Origin of the sequence: Pseudorhodobacter sp., assembly GCF_034675685.1 — a bacterium.
Taxonomy (GTDB): domain Bacteria; phylum Pseudomonadota; class Alphaproteobacteria; order Rhodobacterales; family Rhodobacteraceae; genus Pseudorhodobacter.
Map to the genome: position 1 here is coordinate 1 of NZ_JAUCDA010000005.1, position 16,986 is coordinate 16,986.

The 16,986-nt window shown below is 59.9% G+C and carries 13 protein-coding genes and 1 pseudogene; 8 read left to right on the forward strand and 6 right to left on the reverse strand.

From position 1 onward, the window contains the following. Nucleotides 1-443 (reverse strand): AraC family transcriptional regulator (locus tag VDP61_RS06015; protein WP_323006048.1); only part of this gene is annotated, 443 nt, incomplete at its 3' end. Between the two features lie 119 nt (nt 444-562). Here VDP61_RS06015 and nth point away from each other — a divergent pair. Then, the gene (gene nth, locus VDP61_RS06020) at nt 563-1,207 is read left to right on the forward strand and encodes an endonuclease III (protein ID WP_323006049.1); all 645 of its coding nucleotides are present in this window, start codon (nt 563-565) and stop codon (nt 1,205-1,207) included. Continuing rightward, complete coding sequence (locus VDP61_RS06025; RefSeq protein ID WP_323006050.1) at nt 1,204-2,196, forward strand: adenosine kinase; 993 nt, start codon at nt 1,204-1,206, stop codon at nt 2,194-2,196. Before nth ends, VDP61_RS06025 begins: the two co-directional genes overlap by 4 nt. A gap of 330 nt (nt 2,197-2,526) precedes the next feature. Here VDP61_RS06025 and VDP61_RS06030 read toward each other — a convergent pair whose 3' ends face one another. Next, nucleotides 2,527-3,345, reverse strand: a complete 819-nt coding sequence (locus VDP61_RS06030) for a sulfotransferase family protein (protein ID WP_323006051.1) — start codon at nt 3,343-3,345, stop codon at nt 2,527-2,529. Between the two features lie 147 nt (nt 3,346-3,492). Between VDP61_RS06030 and VDP61_RS06035 the strand changes: the two are divergent. Continuing rightward, a pseudogene (locus tag VDP61_RS06035) lies at nt 3,493-5,071 on the forward strand (DUF5928 domain-containing protein). Nucleotides 5,072-5,074: 3 nt separating this feature from the next. After that, complete coding sequence (locus VDP61_RS06040; protein WP_323006052.1) at nt 5,075-5,452, forward strand: HIT domain-containing protein; 378 nt, start codon at nt 5,075-5,077, stop codon at nt 5,450-5,452. A 12-nt stretch (nt 5,453-5,464) separates the two neighbouring features. On the opposite strand, the gene polA is transcribed toward VDP61_RS06040, so the two are convergent. The 4 genes from polA to VDP61_RS06060 all read right to left on the reverse strand — a co-directional run bounded on the left by polA (nt 5,465) and on the right by VDP61_RS06060 (nt 10,050). After that, on the reverse strand, nt 5,465-8,260 hold the full coding sequence (gene polA, locus VDP61_RS06045) for a DNA polymerase I (protein ID WP_323006053.1): 2,796 nt from the start codon (nt 8,258-8,260) through the stop codon (nt 5,465-5,467). A 275-nt stretch (nt 8,261-8,535) separates the two neighbouring features. Next, nucleotides 8,536-8,718, reverse strand: a complete 183-nt coding sequence (locus VDP61_RS06050; RefSeq protein ID WP_323006054.1) for a zinc-finger domain-containing protein — start codon at nt 8,716-8,718, stop codon at nt 8,536-8,538. Between the two features lie 292 nt (nt 8,719-9,010). Further along, on the reverse strand, nt 9,011-9,235 hold the full coding sequence (locus tag VDP61_RS06055; protein WP_323006055.1) for a DUF2798 domain-containing protein: 225 nt from the start codon (nt 9,233-9,235) through the stop codon (nt 9,011-9,013). Nucleotides 9,236-9,471: 236 nt separating this feature from the next. Continuing rightward, the gene (locus tag VDP61_RS06060; RefSeq protein ID WP_323006056.1) at nt 9,472-10,050 is read right to left on the reverse strand and encodes a DUF1285 domain-containing protein; all 579 of its coding nucleotides are present in this window, start codon (nt 10,048-10,050) and stop codon (nt 9,472-9,474) included. An 84-nt stretch (nt 10,051-10,134) separates the two neighbouring features. Between VDP61_RS06060 and VDP61_RS06065 the strand changes: the two genes are divergently transcribed. Genes VDP61_RS06065 through VDP61_RS06080 form a run of 4 tightly spaced genes read left to right on the forward strand, consistent with a single transcriptional unit; the run spans nt 10,135 to nt 16,965 of the window. Further along, nucleotides 10,135-11,157, forward strand: coding sequence for a MoxR family ATPase (locus VDP61_RS06065; RefSeq protein WP_323006057.1), 1,023 nt, complete (start codon nt 10,135-10,137; stop codon nt 11,155-11,157). Beyond that, nucleotides 11,154-12,059 (forward strand): DUF58 domain-containing protein, encoded by a 906-nt coding sequence (locus VDP61_RS06070; RefSeq protein WP_323006058.1) that lies wholly within the window; start codon nt 11,154-11,156, stop codon nt 12,057-12,059. Before VDP61_RS06065 ends, VDP61_RS06070 begins: the two co-directional genes overlap by 4 nt. After that, the gene (locus VDP61_RS06075) at nt 12,059-14,878 is read left to right on the forward strand and encodes a DUF4159 domain-containing protein (RefSeq protein ID WP_323006059.1); all 2,820 of its coding nucleotides are present in this window, start codon (nt 12,059-12,061) and stop codon (nt 14,876-14,878) included. Before VDP61_RS06070 ends, VDP61_RS06075 begins: the two co-directional genes overlap by 1 nt. After that, nucleotides 14,875-16,965: a hypothetical protein gene (locus tag VDP61_RS06080; protein ID WP_323006060.1), complete on the forward strand. Its 2,091-nt coding sequence runs from the start codon at nt 14,875-14,877 to the stop codon at nt 16,963-16,965. The genes VDP61_RS06075 and VDP61_RS06080 overlap by 4 nt, the downstream gene beginning before the upstream one ends. The last annotated feature ends 21 nt before the right edge of the window (nt 16,966-16,986 follow it).

Consider the following 16,986-nt stretch of genomic DNA (forward strand, 5'->3'; position numbering starts at 1 on the left):
CCGGTTTCGGCGGCAAAGCCGATGCCACAAATGCCCTTTCGGGTGCCCATTACCAGGGCGGGGCCAAAGGGGCTTTCAAACCAGCCCCAGTAAATCGTCAGGCCGGCGCCGCCCAAGGCATAGTCGCCGGGGCTCATCGCCTCCCATCGCAAAAACAGATCGTGCAGTCGCCCGGTGCCTGACAGGTTGGTGGCCAGGCTGGTTTGCAGCACGGTGAACCGATCCGCCAGCAAACGGCGGGCGTGATCAAGCGTCAGATATTGCTGATAGCGTTTCGGTGACACCCCCACCCATTGCGAAAACAGGCGTTGGAAATGTGCCGGGCTCATCCCCATTCGGGCTGACAGTTGATCAAGTTGCAGGGGCGCATCCTGCGCGTCTATGGCCGCGATCGCGCGGCGCATAACCTGAAAGTGATAGTTGTACCTTACATCATCGGGCATCGGTTGCCTCCGTTTCTTGCCTGAACATGGCGTCAAAACCGTTGTTTTGCGACCCGTTTCCTGCGCAATTATCCGGCCCGAGGCTTGCGGCGCGGTGACAACTTGGGCATAGGTTTGCTATGGTAAAGCAGCTTGACTATAGCACGATACACAAGGTTTTTACCCGGTTTCAAGCGATTGATCCGGAGCCGAAGGGCGAATTGTATCATACCAATGCCTATACATTGCTGGTCGCGGTGGCGCTTTCGGCACAAGCGACGGATGTGGGTGTGAACAAGGCCACGCGGCCGCTGTTTGCGCAGGTCGATACCCCGCAAAAGATGCTTGATCTGGGGTTGGATGCGCTGATCGAGGCGATCAAGACCATCGGCTTGTTTCGCAACAAGGCCAAAAACGTGATGAAAATGGCCGAAATTCTGGTTTCGGACTATGGCGGCCAGGTGCCTTCCAGCCGCGCCGCGCTGCAATCCTTGCCGGGCGTCGGGCGCAAAACCGCGAATGTTGTGTTGAATATGTGGTTTCATATCCCCGCCCAAGCGGTTGATACGCATATCTTTCGTATCGGCAATCGCACCGGGATTTGCCCTGGCAAAGATGTGGATGTCGTCGAGCGTGCGATCGAAGATAACACCCCCGCCGAATTTCAACAGCACGCACATCACTGGCTCATCTTGCATGGGCGCTATATCTGCGTTGCGCGCAAACCCAAATGCGGTATCTGCCCGATCCGCGATCTTTGCCCCTATGAGGATAAGACAATATGAAAAAGTTTCAGGTGGTCGGTATCGGCAACGCGATGGTTGACGTGCTGTCCAATGCGGATGACGTATTTCTGGACGAAAACGGCATTGGAAAAAGCATCATGCAGTTGATTGATATGCGCCGTGCCGTTGAACTTTATGGCGCTATCGGGCCAGCCAAAGAGATTTCGGGCGGGTCGGCGGCCAACAGCATTGCGGGGATTGCGCATCTGGGGGGGCGCACAGCCTATGTTGGCAAGGTCAAGGATGACCAGCTTGGCGCGATCTTTGCCCATGACCTGCGGGCACAGGGCGCTGTTTATGAAACCGAAATGGCCCCCAAAGAGAGTGATCATGAAACCGGGCGCTGCATCGTGATTGTAACGCCGGATGGTGAACGGTCGATGAACACCTATCTGGGGTGGTCCGAATTCTTGACCCCGGCAGATATTGACGCGGATCAGATGTCGCAAGCGGAATGGATTTACCTTGAGGGCTATCGTTTTGACGGGCCTGAAAGCCATCAAGCCTTTGCGGATGCGATTGCGGCCTGCAAGGGCGCGGGCGGCCGGGTGTCGATCACGTTGTCGGATGCGTTCTGTGTAGAGCGCCACCGCGATGCATTCCGTAAAATGATTGTTGAAGATACAGATCTTCTTTTTGCAAATCGCGCTGAAATCCTGTCGATGTATCAGACGAGTGATTATGAGGCCGCGATGCAAGCGGCGGCCAGGGATGTGGCAATCGTCGCCTGCACCGATGGTGCCAGCGGCGCGCATGTGCTGGCCAATGGTCAGCATTGGCATGTGCCAGCGGTGCCCACACAGATTGTCGATGCGACCGGGGCAGGGGATTTGTTTTCCGGTGCATTCTTGTGGGCGATCACCAACGGCTATGATCTGGAAACCGCCGCGCGTATGGGCAATATCGCCGCGTCTGAGGTGATCAGCCATATCGGTGCGCGGCCAGAAGCAAAGCTGATGGGCCTTTTTGCCAAACATGGCGTAATTTAAAGCCGCGGGGGGGGGGGGGGGGGGGGGCGCAGGGTTCAAGCCCCGCTGGGGCCCTCACCCTGCGCCTTTGGCACCGGGGGGTGAGGGCAGTCTGGTAACCGCAGGGCCGCTCTTGTTGCAGCGCTTGACCTCATCTTCAAGTTGAAAAAATACCTTGCCGGGGGGGGCCTTTAGGCGAAGGGCGGGGCAGTGTAGGCCCCCTTCCTTTTGAACCTTGGCGCTTGTTATGTGCCCCCCTTCACAAAGCCAATATCCTGAACGCGTTATGCCATGCAAACGCTGCCTTGGGGCACTTTCTGAAGGCGTGATCCTGGCGGGGTAGGAGATGCCTTAATCCCCAAGTTTTGCATGCACCTCATCCAGATCAATTTCACCGATCGGCATTTTGTTGCCGGGGTTGTCAAAATCATATTTGAAAAGCTGAAAGTCGCGCTTGTAGATTTCCCAGATCAGATGCCGCGACAGATCGTCGAAATAATCCTCAACCGGGTGGGCGCGTTTGGGGCCGTGGCCCTCGCTCTCGTTGAATTTGGGAATTGTGTTCAGATCGACGGTGTGCGGGGTCTTGATGTGGGTCAAGACATCTTTCATCCCGTCGTTGAACGTCTCGGTGAAAAAGATTTTGTCATAGCGCCCGCCATTGGCGATATAGGTTGAAACATGCCCCGACATCGCCGACCAGTGAATGTCCGGGTCCATCGGTTTGCGCCAGCGAATGGTGTCGCGGGTAAACAGCAAGAAACGCCGGAAGCTTTTGATCTGGTCAAACTCTTGCTTGCCATCCTCGCCGCCCACCTCAATGCCGTATTTCTGGATCAACAGCGGCACAAGATTGCCCCGGTAGCGCTTGCCATTGCGCTGAATGCCACAAATCTTGTCAAAGAAGGAAGAAAGCACCCGGGTATACGGGTTGCGCACACAGGTGAACGCATATGTGGTCTGCGCCTTGGCTGATTGTTCTATCAGCGCCTGGCTGTCCTCTTGCGCCCATTTGTGCAGGCCCGTTGTCGAATCGTGGATGTCGCCGTCAAAGAATCGCCCGTGATCCGAGTAGAACATGATCTGACCGATGGTCGAACATGCACATTTCGGAACAACCCGATAGATGACGCTTTCGCTTTCTGTCATCCATGTACCCGGAAAACCCATAAAACCCTGCCTCCATAGCCTTTAGACCCGTCTACACCGCATCTTGAAAGATTTCATTTCAAAAATGCAAAGAAACTCTGTCTTTTCAATGGCCGATAACGCTATTTAGGGAAGAAATGACCCAAAACAGGGCATGAGGTTTGGTGAATGGCAAAAATTGCCTATATTCTTTTGTGCCACAAAGACCCTGAAGGGATCATTGCACAGGCAGAGCGGCTGACCGAAGGCGGGGATTATGTGTCCATCCACTTTGACGGGCGTGCACGCTCAGGCGATTTCAACAAGATTTTCACGGCGCTTTCTGCCAACCCCGCAGTTACGTTTGCACAAAAGCGCCTGAAATGCGGTTGGGGCGAATGGAGCCTTGTCGCGGCAACCCTTTTGGCCGTGCGCGCGGCTGTCGGTGCCTTTCCGCGCGCAACCCATTTTTACTTGCTTTCCGGCGATTGCATGCCGATCAAATCGGCGGAATATGTTCATGCGTTGCTTGATCGTGATGACGTTGATTACATTGAAAGTTATGATTTTTTCAAATCGGATTGGATCAAGGTTGGAATCAAGGATGAACGTCTGATCTACCGTCACTGGTTCAATGAACGCAGCCACAAGAGCCTGTTCTATGCATCAATGGCGGCACAAAAGCGGATGGGCCTGGCGCGTAAGGTTCCAGCAGATCTGCTGATCCAGATCGGTAGCCAATGGTGGTGCCTGCGTCGCCGCACGATAGAGACGTTGCTGGAGTTTTGTGACACGCGGCGCGATGTCATACGGTTTTTCAGCACGACCTGGATCCCGGATGAAACCTTTTTTCAAACGCTGGTGCGCCATCTGGTGCCAGAATATGAGATCAGAACCCGCACTCTGACCTTTTTGATGTTCACCGATTACGGTATGCCCGCCACGTTTTACAATGACCATTACGACCTGTTGTACAGCCAGGACTTTCTTTTTGCCCGCAAGGTATCACCCGATGCAACCGAGCTGAAAGAGCGGCTTGGCCAATTGTATGTGGCGACCGGCGTTCAATTCCCGATCTCCAACGAAGGCCGCAGCCTGTTTCAGTTTCTGTCCGGGCGTGGCCGCATTGGCCGCCGTTTCGCCCCCCGCTTTTGGGAAACGGAAAGCAGCCTTGGGCGGGAACGGACCTTGCTGATGGTGATTTGCAAGAAATGGCATGTTGCCAAGCGATTGGTTGACCGTATCCGAAATGTCGCGGGCCTGCCTGCGGTGGAGTATGTCTTCAACGAGGCTTCTACCCCGATGCCCGATCTTGGCGGAATTCAATCAACGCTTGAAAAACGCACCCGGCATCGTCGTGCTTTGGTGCGGATGCTGTTTGACTATTGGGAAACCGATACTTTGGTGGTGTGTATTGACCCGGCGAATGTTGATCTGATGCAGGATTTCGCCGCAGACAAGTCGACCGTTCGCCTGCTGGAGGTGGAATGCGAGTTCAGCGATGAGTACCTGATTGGCCATGCCCGGCGCGTGGGGCTTGCTGGCGACCACACGCCGCAAGAGGTCATTGACCGTTTGCTGCCCACCATACGCTATGACGTGAAGTTTGAAAGCGACAAGATCAGGGATGCGGATTTCGGCAGCCTGCTGCGCCTGCGCGAGGCGGCGCCAGCAGGCAAAAAATGCCGTGGCATTGGCGGCATTCCTTGATATCAGTACGGAGAAAGCGCGAGAAATCGCGGAAACGCCCCATCTTTTTGCGGATTGAGCCATGGCCTATAGCTACGACGACACAAATATCTTCGCCCGTATCCTGCGCGGCGAAATTCCCAATAAAACCGTGTTGGAGACAGCGCATACGCTGGCCTTTCATGACATCAACCCCTCGGCCCCGGTACATGTACTGGTGATCCCCAAAGGGGCTTATGTCAGCTTTGATCATTTTTGCAGCGCGGCCTCGGATGCCGAGCTTGTGGATTTTCACCGCGCGGCGGCAAAAGTCTGTGCGCAAATGGGCGTGTCGCTAGAGGCGGGTGACGGTTTTCGCGCCATCACCAACGCGGGCCAGCATGGCTTGCAAGAGGTGCCGCATTATCATTTGCACATAGTCGGGGGCCGGCCCATGGGGCGCATGATCGCCAAGGACTGAAGCGTTCTTGGGTCAATGCGCCTCGGCCCAATTTGCGCCTGTGCCTGCCTCCACCGTGATCGGTACTGACAGGTGCACGGCGGGCAGGGCGGCGCCTTCCATGATGTCGCGCGCGACCTTTATCAGGGGGGCCACGGCCTCTGTCGCCACCTCAAACAGCAATTCGTCATGCACTTGCAGCAGCATTTTCGCATCCAGATCACGGGTGGCATCTGGCATGCGAATCATTGCGCGGCGGATGATATCGGCCGCGGTCCCTTGGATCGGTGCGTTGATCGCCGCACGTTTGGCGAACCCTGCGGCGGGGCCTTTGGCGTTGATTTCCGGCGTATGGATGCGGCGGCCAAACAGGGTTTGCACATAGCCGTTATCCTTGGCGAACTGAATCGTTGTGTCCATATATTCGCGGATACCGGGAAAACGTTCAAAATAGCGGTCGATGAAGCCCTGCGCCTCGGCCCGTGGAATGCGCAGATTGCGGGCAAGGCCAAAGCCTGAAATGCCGTAGATCACGCCAAAGTTGATCGCCTTGGCCTGGCGGCGAACACCTGGGTCCATCCCCTCCACCGGCACGCCGAACATTTCGGACGCGGTCATGGCGTGAATGTCGATGCCATCCTTGAACGCCTGTTTCAGCGCCGGAATATTCGCGACATGGGCAAGGATGCGCAGTTCGATCTGGCTGTAGTCAAGGCTGACAATCACCCGGCCTTCGGGGGCGACAAACGCCTCACGGATGCGGCGACCCTCATCTGTGCGCACGGGAATGTTTTGCAGGTTCGGGTCGGTTGATGACAGCCGCCCGGTAACCGCGCCAACCAGCGAATAACTGGTATGCACACGCCCGGTTTCCGGGTTGATGTGGTCTTGCAGCGCGTCGGTATAGGTGGATTTCAGCTTGGCCAATTGCCGCCAATCCAGCACCTTGCCGGGCAGTTCATGCTCGGTCGCCAGATCTTCCAGAATATCGGCGCCGGTGGCATAGGCCCCGGTTTTACCCTTGGTCCCCCCCGGCAAGCCCATTTCATCAAACAGAATTTCGCCAAGTTGCTTGGGAGAGCCGACATTGAAGGGCCGCCCCGCCATGGTCTTTATCTCATCCTCCAGCCCGGCCATTTTCTGCGCAAAGGCGTTGGACATGCGTGACAGCGTATCGCGATCCACCTGAATCCCTGCCATTTCCATCTGTGCCAGCACCGGAACCAGGGGGCGTTCCAGCGTTTCATACACGGTCGTCACCGATTTGCGGTGCAGTTGTGGTTTGAATATCTGCCACAGGCGCAGGGTGATATCGGCATCCTCGGACGCGTATTTCACCGCCTCATCGACGGGAACCAGATCAAAGGTGATTTGTGATTTGCCCGCCCCCAGCAGGGATTTGATCGGAATCGGCGTGTGCCCCAGATAGGTATCGCAAAGCGTATCCATGCCGTGAGTGTGCAGGCCCGCACTCAGCGCCGAAGACATCAGCATCGTATCGTCAATCGGGGCAACGCAAACCCCCTGCCGTGCAAGGATTTTCGCGTCATATTTCATGTTCTGGCCGATTTTCAGGATGCTGGCATCCTCCAGCACCGGGCGCAGCAGGTCCAGCGCCGTATCCAGCGGCATCTGGCCCTCGGCCAGGGCCGATGACCCGAACAGATCGCCGCCGCCTTGCTTGTGGCCCAGCGGGATATAACAGGCGTGGCCCGGCTCCACACAAAGCGAGATGCCGACCAGTTCGGCGCGCATCTCGTCAAGGCTGGTGGTTTCGGTGTCTATGGCGACATAGCCGCGCGCATAAATCCGCTCGATCCAGGTTTGCAGCGCCGCCGTGCTGGACAGGTTTTCGTATTTGGCATGGTCAAAGGGCAGGGCCGTGGCATCGCCGTTCGCCCCCCCCGAGGCAGCCTCAGGCACCACGGGGGCCACCACCTTCAGGCTGTCGGCCACGCGTTTCGTCAGGGTGCGAAACTCCATCTGGTTCAGGAATGCCATCAGCGACTCTGCCTCTGGCTGCTGCACTTCCATGCTTTCCAGCGTCACATCAAGCGGCGTTTCGCAATCAAGCTGCACAAGGCGTTTGGAAATGCGGATCAGATCGGCATTTTCGATCAGGCTTTCGCGGCGCTTGGGTTGTTTGATCTCGGCTGCGCGGTCCAACAAGGTTTCCAGATCGCCATATTCCTGAATAAGCAGAGCCGCGGTCTTGATCCCGATCCCCGGCGCCCCCGGCACGTTATCAACCGAATCGCCAGCCAGCGACTGCACATCAACCACGCGGTTCGGGGCGACGCCGAATTTTTCAAACACCTCATCCGGCCCGATCAGCTTGTTTTTCATCGGGTCAAGCATGCTGACGCCATCGCCGACCAGTTGCATCAGGTCCTTGTCCGAGGAAATGATCGTCACCTGCCCGCCTGCGTCGCGGGCGCGGCAAGACAGGGTGGCGATGATGTCATCGGCCTCAAACCCTTCGGTCTCGATACAGGCGATGTTGAAGGCGCGGGTGGCATCGCGGGTCAGCGGGAATTGCGGGCGCAGGTCTTCGGGCAATTCGGGGCGGTTGGCTTTGTAATCGGGGTAAATATCATTGCGAAAGGTTTTCGACGAATGGTCAAAGATCACGGCAACATGCGTCGGCGCGTCGCCGTTCTTGTTGTCGTTAAGATAGCGAAACAGGATGTTGCAAAACCCGGCAACCGCCCCCACCGGCAAGCCATCGGATTTGCGGGTCAGCGGCGGCAGGGCGTGATAAGCGCGAAAGATATAGGCCGATCCGTCAATCAGATGCAGGTGGTGCCCCTTGCCGAAGGTTTTGCTCATGACGGTCTCTCCCTGCGCGTTTCGCCCGTTGTTTGACACCCGTTCTTCGCATGGACGGGCGCGGGGGTCTAGCGGTGGTTCAGCCCCCGAAAGGGCCAGATTGGGCCAGCGACAGCCGGATAGAACGGGTCTGCCATCCGCTGGGCACGATAGCCGGCGCCGACCGCCACCTAAGCCTCGCCCGGAAACCAACAGCCAAACCCGTGCAAGATCAAAGCCGAGTCACGCTCAGGACGAGGAGCCACGCTGTCCCGCTTTGCCGGCAGTGCGGTGGCTTATTTCGCGGGCTCTGCCGCGCTTTCATGGATATAGCGGCGGTCGCAATAGCCACATTCCACAAAGCCCTTGTCTTCGGGAATCGTCAGCCAGACGCGGGGGTGCCCCAAAGCCGGGCCATCGCCATCGCAGGCGATTTTCCATTTTGAGACGATAAGAACTTCCGGGGCCGGTACGGTCATGGCGCATAGCTTTCTGCAAAATGCAAGTTGGGGCGTATGATAGCGATCCGGGCGGATGCCGCAAGGGTTACAGCCTATTAAAATCCATCTGAAACCACCGGATTCAGCAATGCCGCCAATGCCCCCGAAAAGCAAAGCGTGGCGGGGCGAAGGTGACAGGTTTTTTTGCAGAAACGCTCTTGTAGGCGCGCAGAGGGAAAAGGGGGGGAGCGCTCCCGCCATTCGTTGCTGTTTGCCCAAGGCAAACAGCGCCTCAAGGTTGGGCGGGGCCGCGCTTTGAAAAGCGCGGCGGTTACGCCCGGACCATCCGGGCCACGATACGGCGGGTGATTGGCGCCACGATCAGCACCGCCGGAAAGGCCAGCGCCCAGCTTGTCAGCCATGCGCCAAGCCAATGAGAAGGAAAACCTGCCCCCATCCCAAGCGCTTGCCATGTGGCAATGCCCGAGACCATGGCCGACATCAGGCCCGACAGGATAAAGCCGAACAGGATCGGCGCAAAACGGGCGGGAATCATCAGTTTTTTCCTTTTACTGGGGCGGGTTGCACCTGATTGCATTCAGCCAATACCCGAACGTGCCATGTTGCGCAAACGCTGCCTCGGGGCAAGGGCTGCATCGGTGAATCTGGCGCGTCAGCCGCAGGTTGCACCGCGGCCACCCGCCCCTCTTTCGCTTTCTTTTCGGTACAAATATCCTCGGGGGGGGGAATGGCCGCAAGGCCAGGGGGGGCGCGAGCGCCCCCCGCTACCGTTCAGCCTAACTCTGCCGAGGGGATTACCGGAAAAAACATGCCACCAGACCACAGGCCAAACCACTCGGTGCCACCATGCGGTTGGCGGTCGCCCAATTCGACCAGCCGGTAAAATGATTTGCGGTCGATCAGGGCCTCCAGCCCCGCCCGCACCATGACATAGGGCGACGGCTCGCCGCTTGCGGGGTCACGCAGCACCCGGATCGGATGATCGGCCCCCGCGCTGACCTTGTCACCCACCTGGGTTTCAAACTGCAAGACCTGTGCGTCGCCTGTGCCGGTTACCGAAAAATCTACCGCCACAAAAGGGGCGTCATCAACGGTAATGCCCACCTTTTCGACCGGGGTGACAAGAAAGTACTTGCCGCCCTCAAGCTTCAGGATATTGGAAAACAGCTTTACCAGCGCGGGCCGCCCAATCGGTGTGCCAAGGTAAAACCACGTCCCATCCCGCGCGATCCGCATATCCAGATCACCGCAAAACGGCGGGTTCCACAGATGCACCGGGGCGGGCCCCGCACCTTTGCCCGCCGCTTGTGCCGATGCCATCACGCCTTCTGCCGTTGGTTTCACGCTCAATTGACCAGTTCCCGCTTTTGCCATTTGTACCCGGCGATATAAATCGCTCTAATAGGCCAATATAACCCGTGCCCGAGGAATGTCATGCCCTATACTGCCGTTGAACCCCAAGACGCCGCCAAACTGGTCACAGATATCGAAGCGTTGGGCGAAAAGCTGAAAGCGGCGAAAGCCTCTATCAACCAAAGATTTATTGGTCAGGACAGGGTGGTTGACCTTGTGCTTGCTTCGCTGCTTTGCGGCGGTCACGCGTTGCTGGTTGGGCTTCCCGGACTTGGCAAGACCCGTCTGGTAGATACACTTTCCACTGTCATGGGCCTGAACGGCAACCGCATTCAATTCACCCCCGATCTGATGCCTGCCGATATCCTCGGCTCTGAAGTGCTGGACGGGGCCGAGGGCACGCGCGCGTTTCGGTTCATCGAAGGCCCGATCTTTTGCCAATTGCTGATGGCGGATGAGATCAACCGCGCCTCGCCGCGTACCCAATCGGCGCTGTTGCAAGCGATGCAGGAACGCGAGGTGACGATTGCAGGCAAACACCGCCCGCTGGGTGCGCCCTTCCACGTTCTCGCCACCCAGAACCCGATTGAACAAGAAGGCACCTATCCGCTTCCCGAGGCGCAGCTTGACCGCTTTTTGGTGCAGGTCGATGTGCATTACCCCGACCGCGCCACCGAACGTGATATCTTGCTGGCGACTACGGGGGCGAGTGAGGCGCAGGTACATGGCGTCTTTACCGCTGGCGAATTGCTGGCCGCGCAAGCGGTGTTGCGCCGGATGCCGGTGGGTGAGCAGGTGGTGGAAGCGATCCTTGATCTGGTCCGGGCCTGCCGCCCGGATGAGCCAGAAGGCGCTGCGCTGCGGGGTCAGCTTTCCTGGGGGCCGGGGCCGCGTGCGGCCCAGGCGCTGATGCTGACAGTGCGCGCGCAGGCGCTGCTGGACGGGCGGCTTGCACCTTCGGTTGCGGATGTGGCTGCCTTGGCGCGCCCGGTCCTGATTCACCGCATGGCGCTGTCTTTTGCGGCCCGCGCCCGCGGCGAAAGCCTTGCCGGCCTGATTGATGCCGCCGTCACCCGCACCCTGGGGCTAGAGGCCGCAGCGTGACCAAATCCGCGCCTCACGCCCTAGGTCAGCATGAAGCTACGGGCCTGCGCGCACGGGCGGAAAGCCTTGGCGACTCTCTGCCGTCGCTTTTGGTGCATGCCGAGCATCTGGCCTCGACCGTGATCTGGGGCGAACATGGTCGCCGCCGCGCTGGCACGGGGGATGAGTTTTGGCAATATCGCCCGGCTTCGGTGGGTGACAGCGCAACATTGGTTGATTGGCGGCGCTCGGCCCGGTCCGATCAGCATTTCGTGCGCGAACGCGAATGGCAGGCGGCACAAACCGTTTCGCTTTGGGTTGATCCGGCGCGCTCGATGCAGTTTTCCGGTGATGCCAGCCGCGCCCCCAAATCCGACCGTGCCCAGCTTTTGGCGCTCGCGCTGTCGGTGTTGCTGCTGCGGGGGGGCGAACGGGTTGGCCTGACGGGGCAGGCTGGCCGCCCACAGGCAGGCCGCGCGCAACTGCTGCGCCTGGCGCATGGCATGGCCACTGGTGGCGCCGATGCCGATTACGGCGCCCCCGAGGTTTCAAACCTGACCAGCCACAGCCGCGCCGTTTTCATCTCTGATTTTCTGGGCGACCCAGAGGAAGTGGAAACCGCGCTGACCATGGCTTCGGATCGCGGTGTGCGCGGGGCATTGGTGCAGGTGCTGGACCCGGCCGAGGAGGAATTTCCCTTTGATGGCCGCACGATTTTTGAATCCATGGGCGGATCCTTGCGCTTTGAGACGCTGCGCGCGGGCGATTTGCGCCGTCGCTACCTTGACCGTCTGGCTGAACGCAAAACCCGGATTGAATCGCTTGCCCGCGCGTCGGGTTGGCACTACCTGAGCCACCATACCGGCCAATCGGCGCAATCGGCGTTGTTGTGGTTGTTCACCGCTATGGAACGGGGGCGCTGATGTTCATGCTTGGCCCTGTGGGCTTTACCGCGCCGCTGCTGCTGTTGGGGCTGCTGGCCTTGCCGGTGCTGTGGCTTTTGCTGCGCGCCGTGCCGCCCGCCCCGCTTCGCCGCCGCTTTCCGGGTGTGGTGTTGCTGCTGGGATTGAAGGATGAGGAGGCGGAAACCGACAAAACCCCATGGTGGCTGCTGCTGTTGCGTATGGCCGCCATTGCGGCCGCTATCATCGGCTTTGCCGGCCCGGTGCTGAACCCCGCTCAGCGCGATCAGGCTGCGACCGGCCCTTTGCTGGTGCTGATGGATGCCTCTTGGGCCGATGCCCGCGATTGGCCGCGCAGGCTTGACCGGGCCGCCGCGCTGATGGATGAGGCGGGCCGCGCAGGCCGCCCCGTTGCGCTGATCCGCCTGACCGATGCCCCTTCCGAGGTGACCTTTCAGGCCGCCAACGCCATGGCCCCCTTGCTGCCGGGGCTGACGCCGAATGCGTGGGCGCCCGATTTCACCGGCTGGGCCAAATCCTTGCCAAAGGGCGGTTTCTCCAGCTTTTGGCTTTCGGATGGCGTCGGGCATCCGGGGCGCGCAGCCTTGCTTGACGCCCTGCAATCGCATGGCACAGTGACGGCATTTGAAAGCCCGCGCCCGGTGATCGCGCTGCGCCCCGCCCAGTTCCGGGATGGGGTTATCAAACTTTCCGCTACCCGCTTGCCCGCCACTGACCAAGCCGAGGTCGAGGTGTCGGCCCGTGGCCTTGACCCGTCAGGCATCGAGCGCGAACTGGCCCGCGTGCCGCTGGGCTTTGCGGTTGGTGCCGCCGATGCCGAAACCGCCCTGTCGCTGCCGCCCGAATTGCGCAACCGTGTCAGCCGGTTTGAACTGGCAGGTATTCGCTCTGCCGCCGCCGTCAGCCTGACCGATGACAGCCTGAAACGCCGCAAGGTTGCGCTGATTTCCAGCAGCAGCGGGGCCGAGGGGCTGCAATTGCTGTCGCCCACCCATTACCTGCGTCAGGCACTGGAACCTGTGGCCGAGCTGATTGACGGCAGCCTTGCTGATGTCGTTCTTGCCAATCCCGATGTGATTGTTCTGGCCGATGTTGCCACCCTGTCCCCGGATGAGGGCGAGGCGATTTGGGATTGGCTTGACAAAGGCGGCTTGCTGCTGCGTTTCGCGGGCCCCCGGCTTGCCGCCTCTGATGTCAGCCGCGCCTCTGAAGATGTGCTGATGCCGGTGCGTTTGCGCATCGGTGGCCGCAATGTCGGTGGCGCAATGAGCTGGGGAGAGCCGAAAGCGCTGGCCCCCTTTGACGAAGGTTCGCCTTTTCATGGGCTGGTGATCCCTGATGATGTCACCGTCCTGGCCCAGGTGCTTGCCCAACCCGACCCCGATCTTGCCCGGCGCACCATTGCAGCACTTGCCGATGGCACCCCTTTGGTGACGCGCAAAGCGGTCGGGCAGGGGCAGGTTGTGCTGTTTCACGTCACCGCCAATGCGGAATGGTCAAGCCTGCCGCTGTCGGGTCTGTTCATGCAGATGCTTGAACGGCTGGCGGTTACCACCCGCCCTGCCGCCCCTGATGCCGCCGAACTGCAAGGCAAGATATGGGTGCCGCAGGTGGCCGTGGATGCGTTCGGCAGCCTGGGCGACGCGGGCGAGATTGCGGGCGTAGATGGTGCGGCCCTTGCAGACGCCTTGTCCACGACCGGCCCCTCTGCAACCCTGCCGCCGGGGCTCTATGCGGGCGATGATCGTCGGGTCGCGCTGAATGTGATCAATGCGCAAACGCGGTTGGTGGCCCCCCTCTGGCCCGCCTCGGTTGCCCGCGAAGGGTTGGACGTGCAAACCGAACAGGCGCTGAAGGGCAGCTTGCTTGCGCTTGCCCTGTCGCTGTTGCTGGTCGATGTTCTGGCAGCATTGGCGCTGTCGGGGCGTCTGCTTGGTAGCCTGCGCAATGCGGCGGTGCTTGCGCTTGCCATTTTGCTGCTTGCCCCTGTGCAGACGCATGCACAAGAGGCCGCTGCCCCAAATCTGCCCGCAACAGACCTGCCCGCAACAGATCTGCGCACGGATGACCGGCGCGCCATCGAGGCGACCGCTGCTGTCCGTCTTGGCTATATCCTGACCGGGGATGCCAAGGTTGACAGCATTTCGAAAGCCGGGCTGCGTGGCCTTGGCCAGCGCCTGTTTGAGCGTACCACCATCGAACCCGAAGCGCCGCTGCCGGTAAATCTTGAAACCGATGAATTGCTGTTTTTCCCGTTCCTTTACTGGCCTGTCACGATGGATCAGCCCAGCCCCTCGGCAGCAGCCTATGCCAGGCTGAACCGCTATCTGCGCACGGGTGGAATGATTTTATTCGATACCCGTGATGGCGATGTGTCGGGCGGCAGCCAGACCCCGCAGGCCCGCAAGTTGCAACTTCTGGCCGCCCCGCTTGATATTCCCCCGTTGGAAATCCTGCCCGAAGATCATGTGCTGACCCGCAGCTTTTACCTGCTCCAGGATTTTCCGGGCCGCTACACCCACCGCGATCTGTGGGTCGAGGCCGCGCCCCCCGATGCCGAACTGGCCGAGGGCATGCCGTTTCGCAACCTTAACGATGGTGTGACCCCGGTGGTGATTGGCGGCAATGATTGGGCCGCGGCATGGGCGCTGACAGAAAACGGCGCCGAAATGTTTCCCGTCGGGCGTGGCTATACCGGCGAACGCCAGCGCGAGATTGCAACGCGCTTTGGCATCAACCTGATCATGCATGTGCTGACCGGGAATTATAAATCCGACCAGGTTCATGTACCTGCCTTGCTGGAAAGGTTGGGGCAATGACCGACGCACTGATAGTTGCCCCCCTCATCCCGATGCTGGCACTTTATGGGCTGGCTGCGGCGGCTTTGGTGATCGTTGGCTACAGCCTGTGGCGCGGGTTGTCAGGCTGGGCCTTGCGCGGGCTTGGGGCCTTGGCCCTGCTGGCCGCAATCGCCAACCCATCCATTCAGCGCGAAGACCGTGAACCGCTGTCCGACATTGTGATTGTCGTGGTCGATGACAGCGCCAGTCAGCGCATCGGCACCCGCCCCGCGCAATCGGCCACAGCCCTTGCCCGCGTGCAGGCCGAGATTGCGGCCCTGCCCAACACCGAACTGCGCCTCGTTCGCGTTGGTGACGGTGAGGGGACGACCCGTAGTGACGGCGGCACCCAGCTAATGACCGCCCTGTCTGCGGCGCTGGCCGAAGAACCGCGCGCCCGTATTGCAGGCGCGATCTTGATAACGGACGGTCAGGCGCATGATTTGCCACTTGCCCCCAAACTTCCCGCGCCGCTGCATGTTTTGCTGACCGGCGAGGCCAGTGATTGGGACCGCCGCTTGATTATCACGAATGCGCCTGCCTTTGCGATTTTGGGCGAGCCGGTAACCCTGACCCTGCGCATTGAGGATCAGGGGGCCGTGCCTGCCGACATCGCAGGCTTTGCCATGATTTCTATCGCGATTGATGGCGATGAGCCGCAAAGCTATCGCGTCGCTGTGGGCGAAGACCTGGAACTGCCGGTGACGATTCCACATGGCGGCATGAATGTGCTGCAATTTCAGGTCGCGGTGACACCGGGCGAGTTGACAGAGCGCAATAATGCCGCCGTGGTGCAAATCAACGGTGTGCGGGATCGGCTGCGCGTGCTGCTGGTGTCGGGTGAACCCCATGCGGGCGAACGTGTCTGGCGCAACCTGCTGAAATCCGACCCTTCGGTCGATCTTGTACATTTCACCATCCTGCGCCCGCCTGAAAAGCAAGACGGCATCCCGGTTTCGGAACTTTCGCTGATCGCCTTTCCCACGCGCGAACTGTTTGTGGAAAAGATAGACGAGTTTGACCTGATCATTTTTGACCGCTACCGCCTGCGCGGCATTCTGCCCAACGCCTATCTGCACAATGTGCGCGACTATGTAAAACGCGGTGGCACGGTGCTGGTTGCGGCGGGGCCAGAGTTTGGGTCGGCAGATAGCCTCTGGCGTTCGTCGCTTGGGGAAATCATGCCGGTGGATGCCACCAGCCGGGTCTATGAACAGGGGTTCAAACCCGCGCTAACCGAACTTGGCAAGCGCCACCCGGTCACCGAAGGGCTGGAAAAACTGGCCCCGGCTGGCGGTTGGGGCCGGTGGTTTCGCCAAATCGGGCTGGTACAGAAATCCGGTCAGGCGGTGATGTCGGGAATTGATGGCCAGCCCTTGCTGGTGCTTGACCGGGTCGAGCAAGGCCGCATCGCGGTGCTGGCGTCTGACCATATGTGGCTTTGGGGGCGGGGCTTTGAGGGCGGGGGGCCGCAGCTTGAATTGCTGCGCCGCCTTGCGCATTGGATGATGAAAGAGCCGGAACTGGAGGAAGAGGCCCTCGTTGCCTCGGCCATCGGCCAAAAGCTGACGGTGACGCGCCGCACCATTGGCGACGCCCCCGGCCCGGTCACCATCACCGGCCCCGATGGCACGCAATCCGAACTTATCCTGCCCGAAATCGCACCGGGCCGCTATTCTGCGCAATATGACGCGCCGGAAATGGGGCTGTACAAGCTGGCCCAAGGCGCGTTTTCGGCTGTTATGGCGCTGGGGCCCTCGGCGCCGAAAGAGTTTGAGGAAACCATCGCCAGCGGTGACAAGCTGGCACCCATCGTCAGCCCTATGCGCGGCGGCATCTTGCGGCTGGAACAAGGTAATCCGGATATCCGTACCGTGGCCGAAGGCCGCGTCGCGGCGGGGCGTGGCTGGATCGGGATCACGCCGCGCGGTGCCTATCTTACCCAGGATATCCGCATAGCCGCGCTGCTGCCCGGCTGGGTCTGGCTTTTGCTTGCGGCAGGTCTTGCCTTGGCGGCATGGCTGGTTGAAGGTCGTAAGACCCGCAAACCCGCGGCGACAGGTTGAATATGGCTTGAATTGGTTATA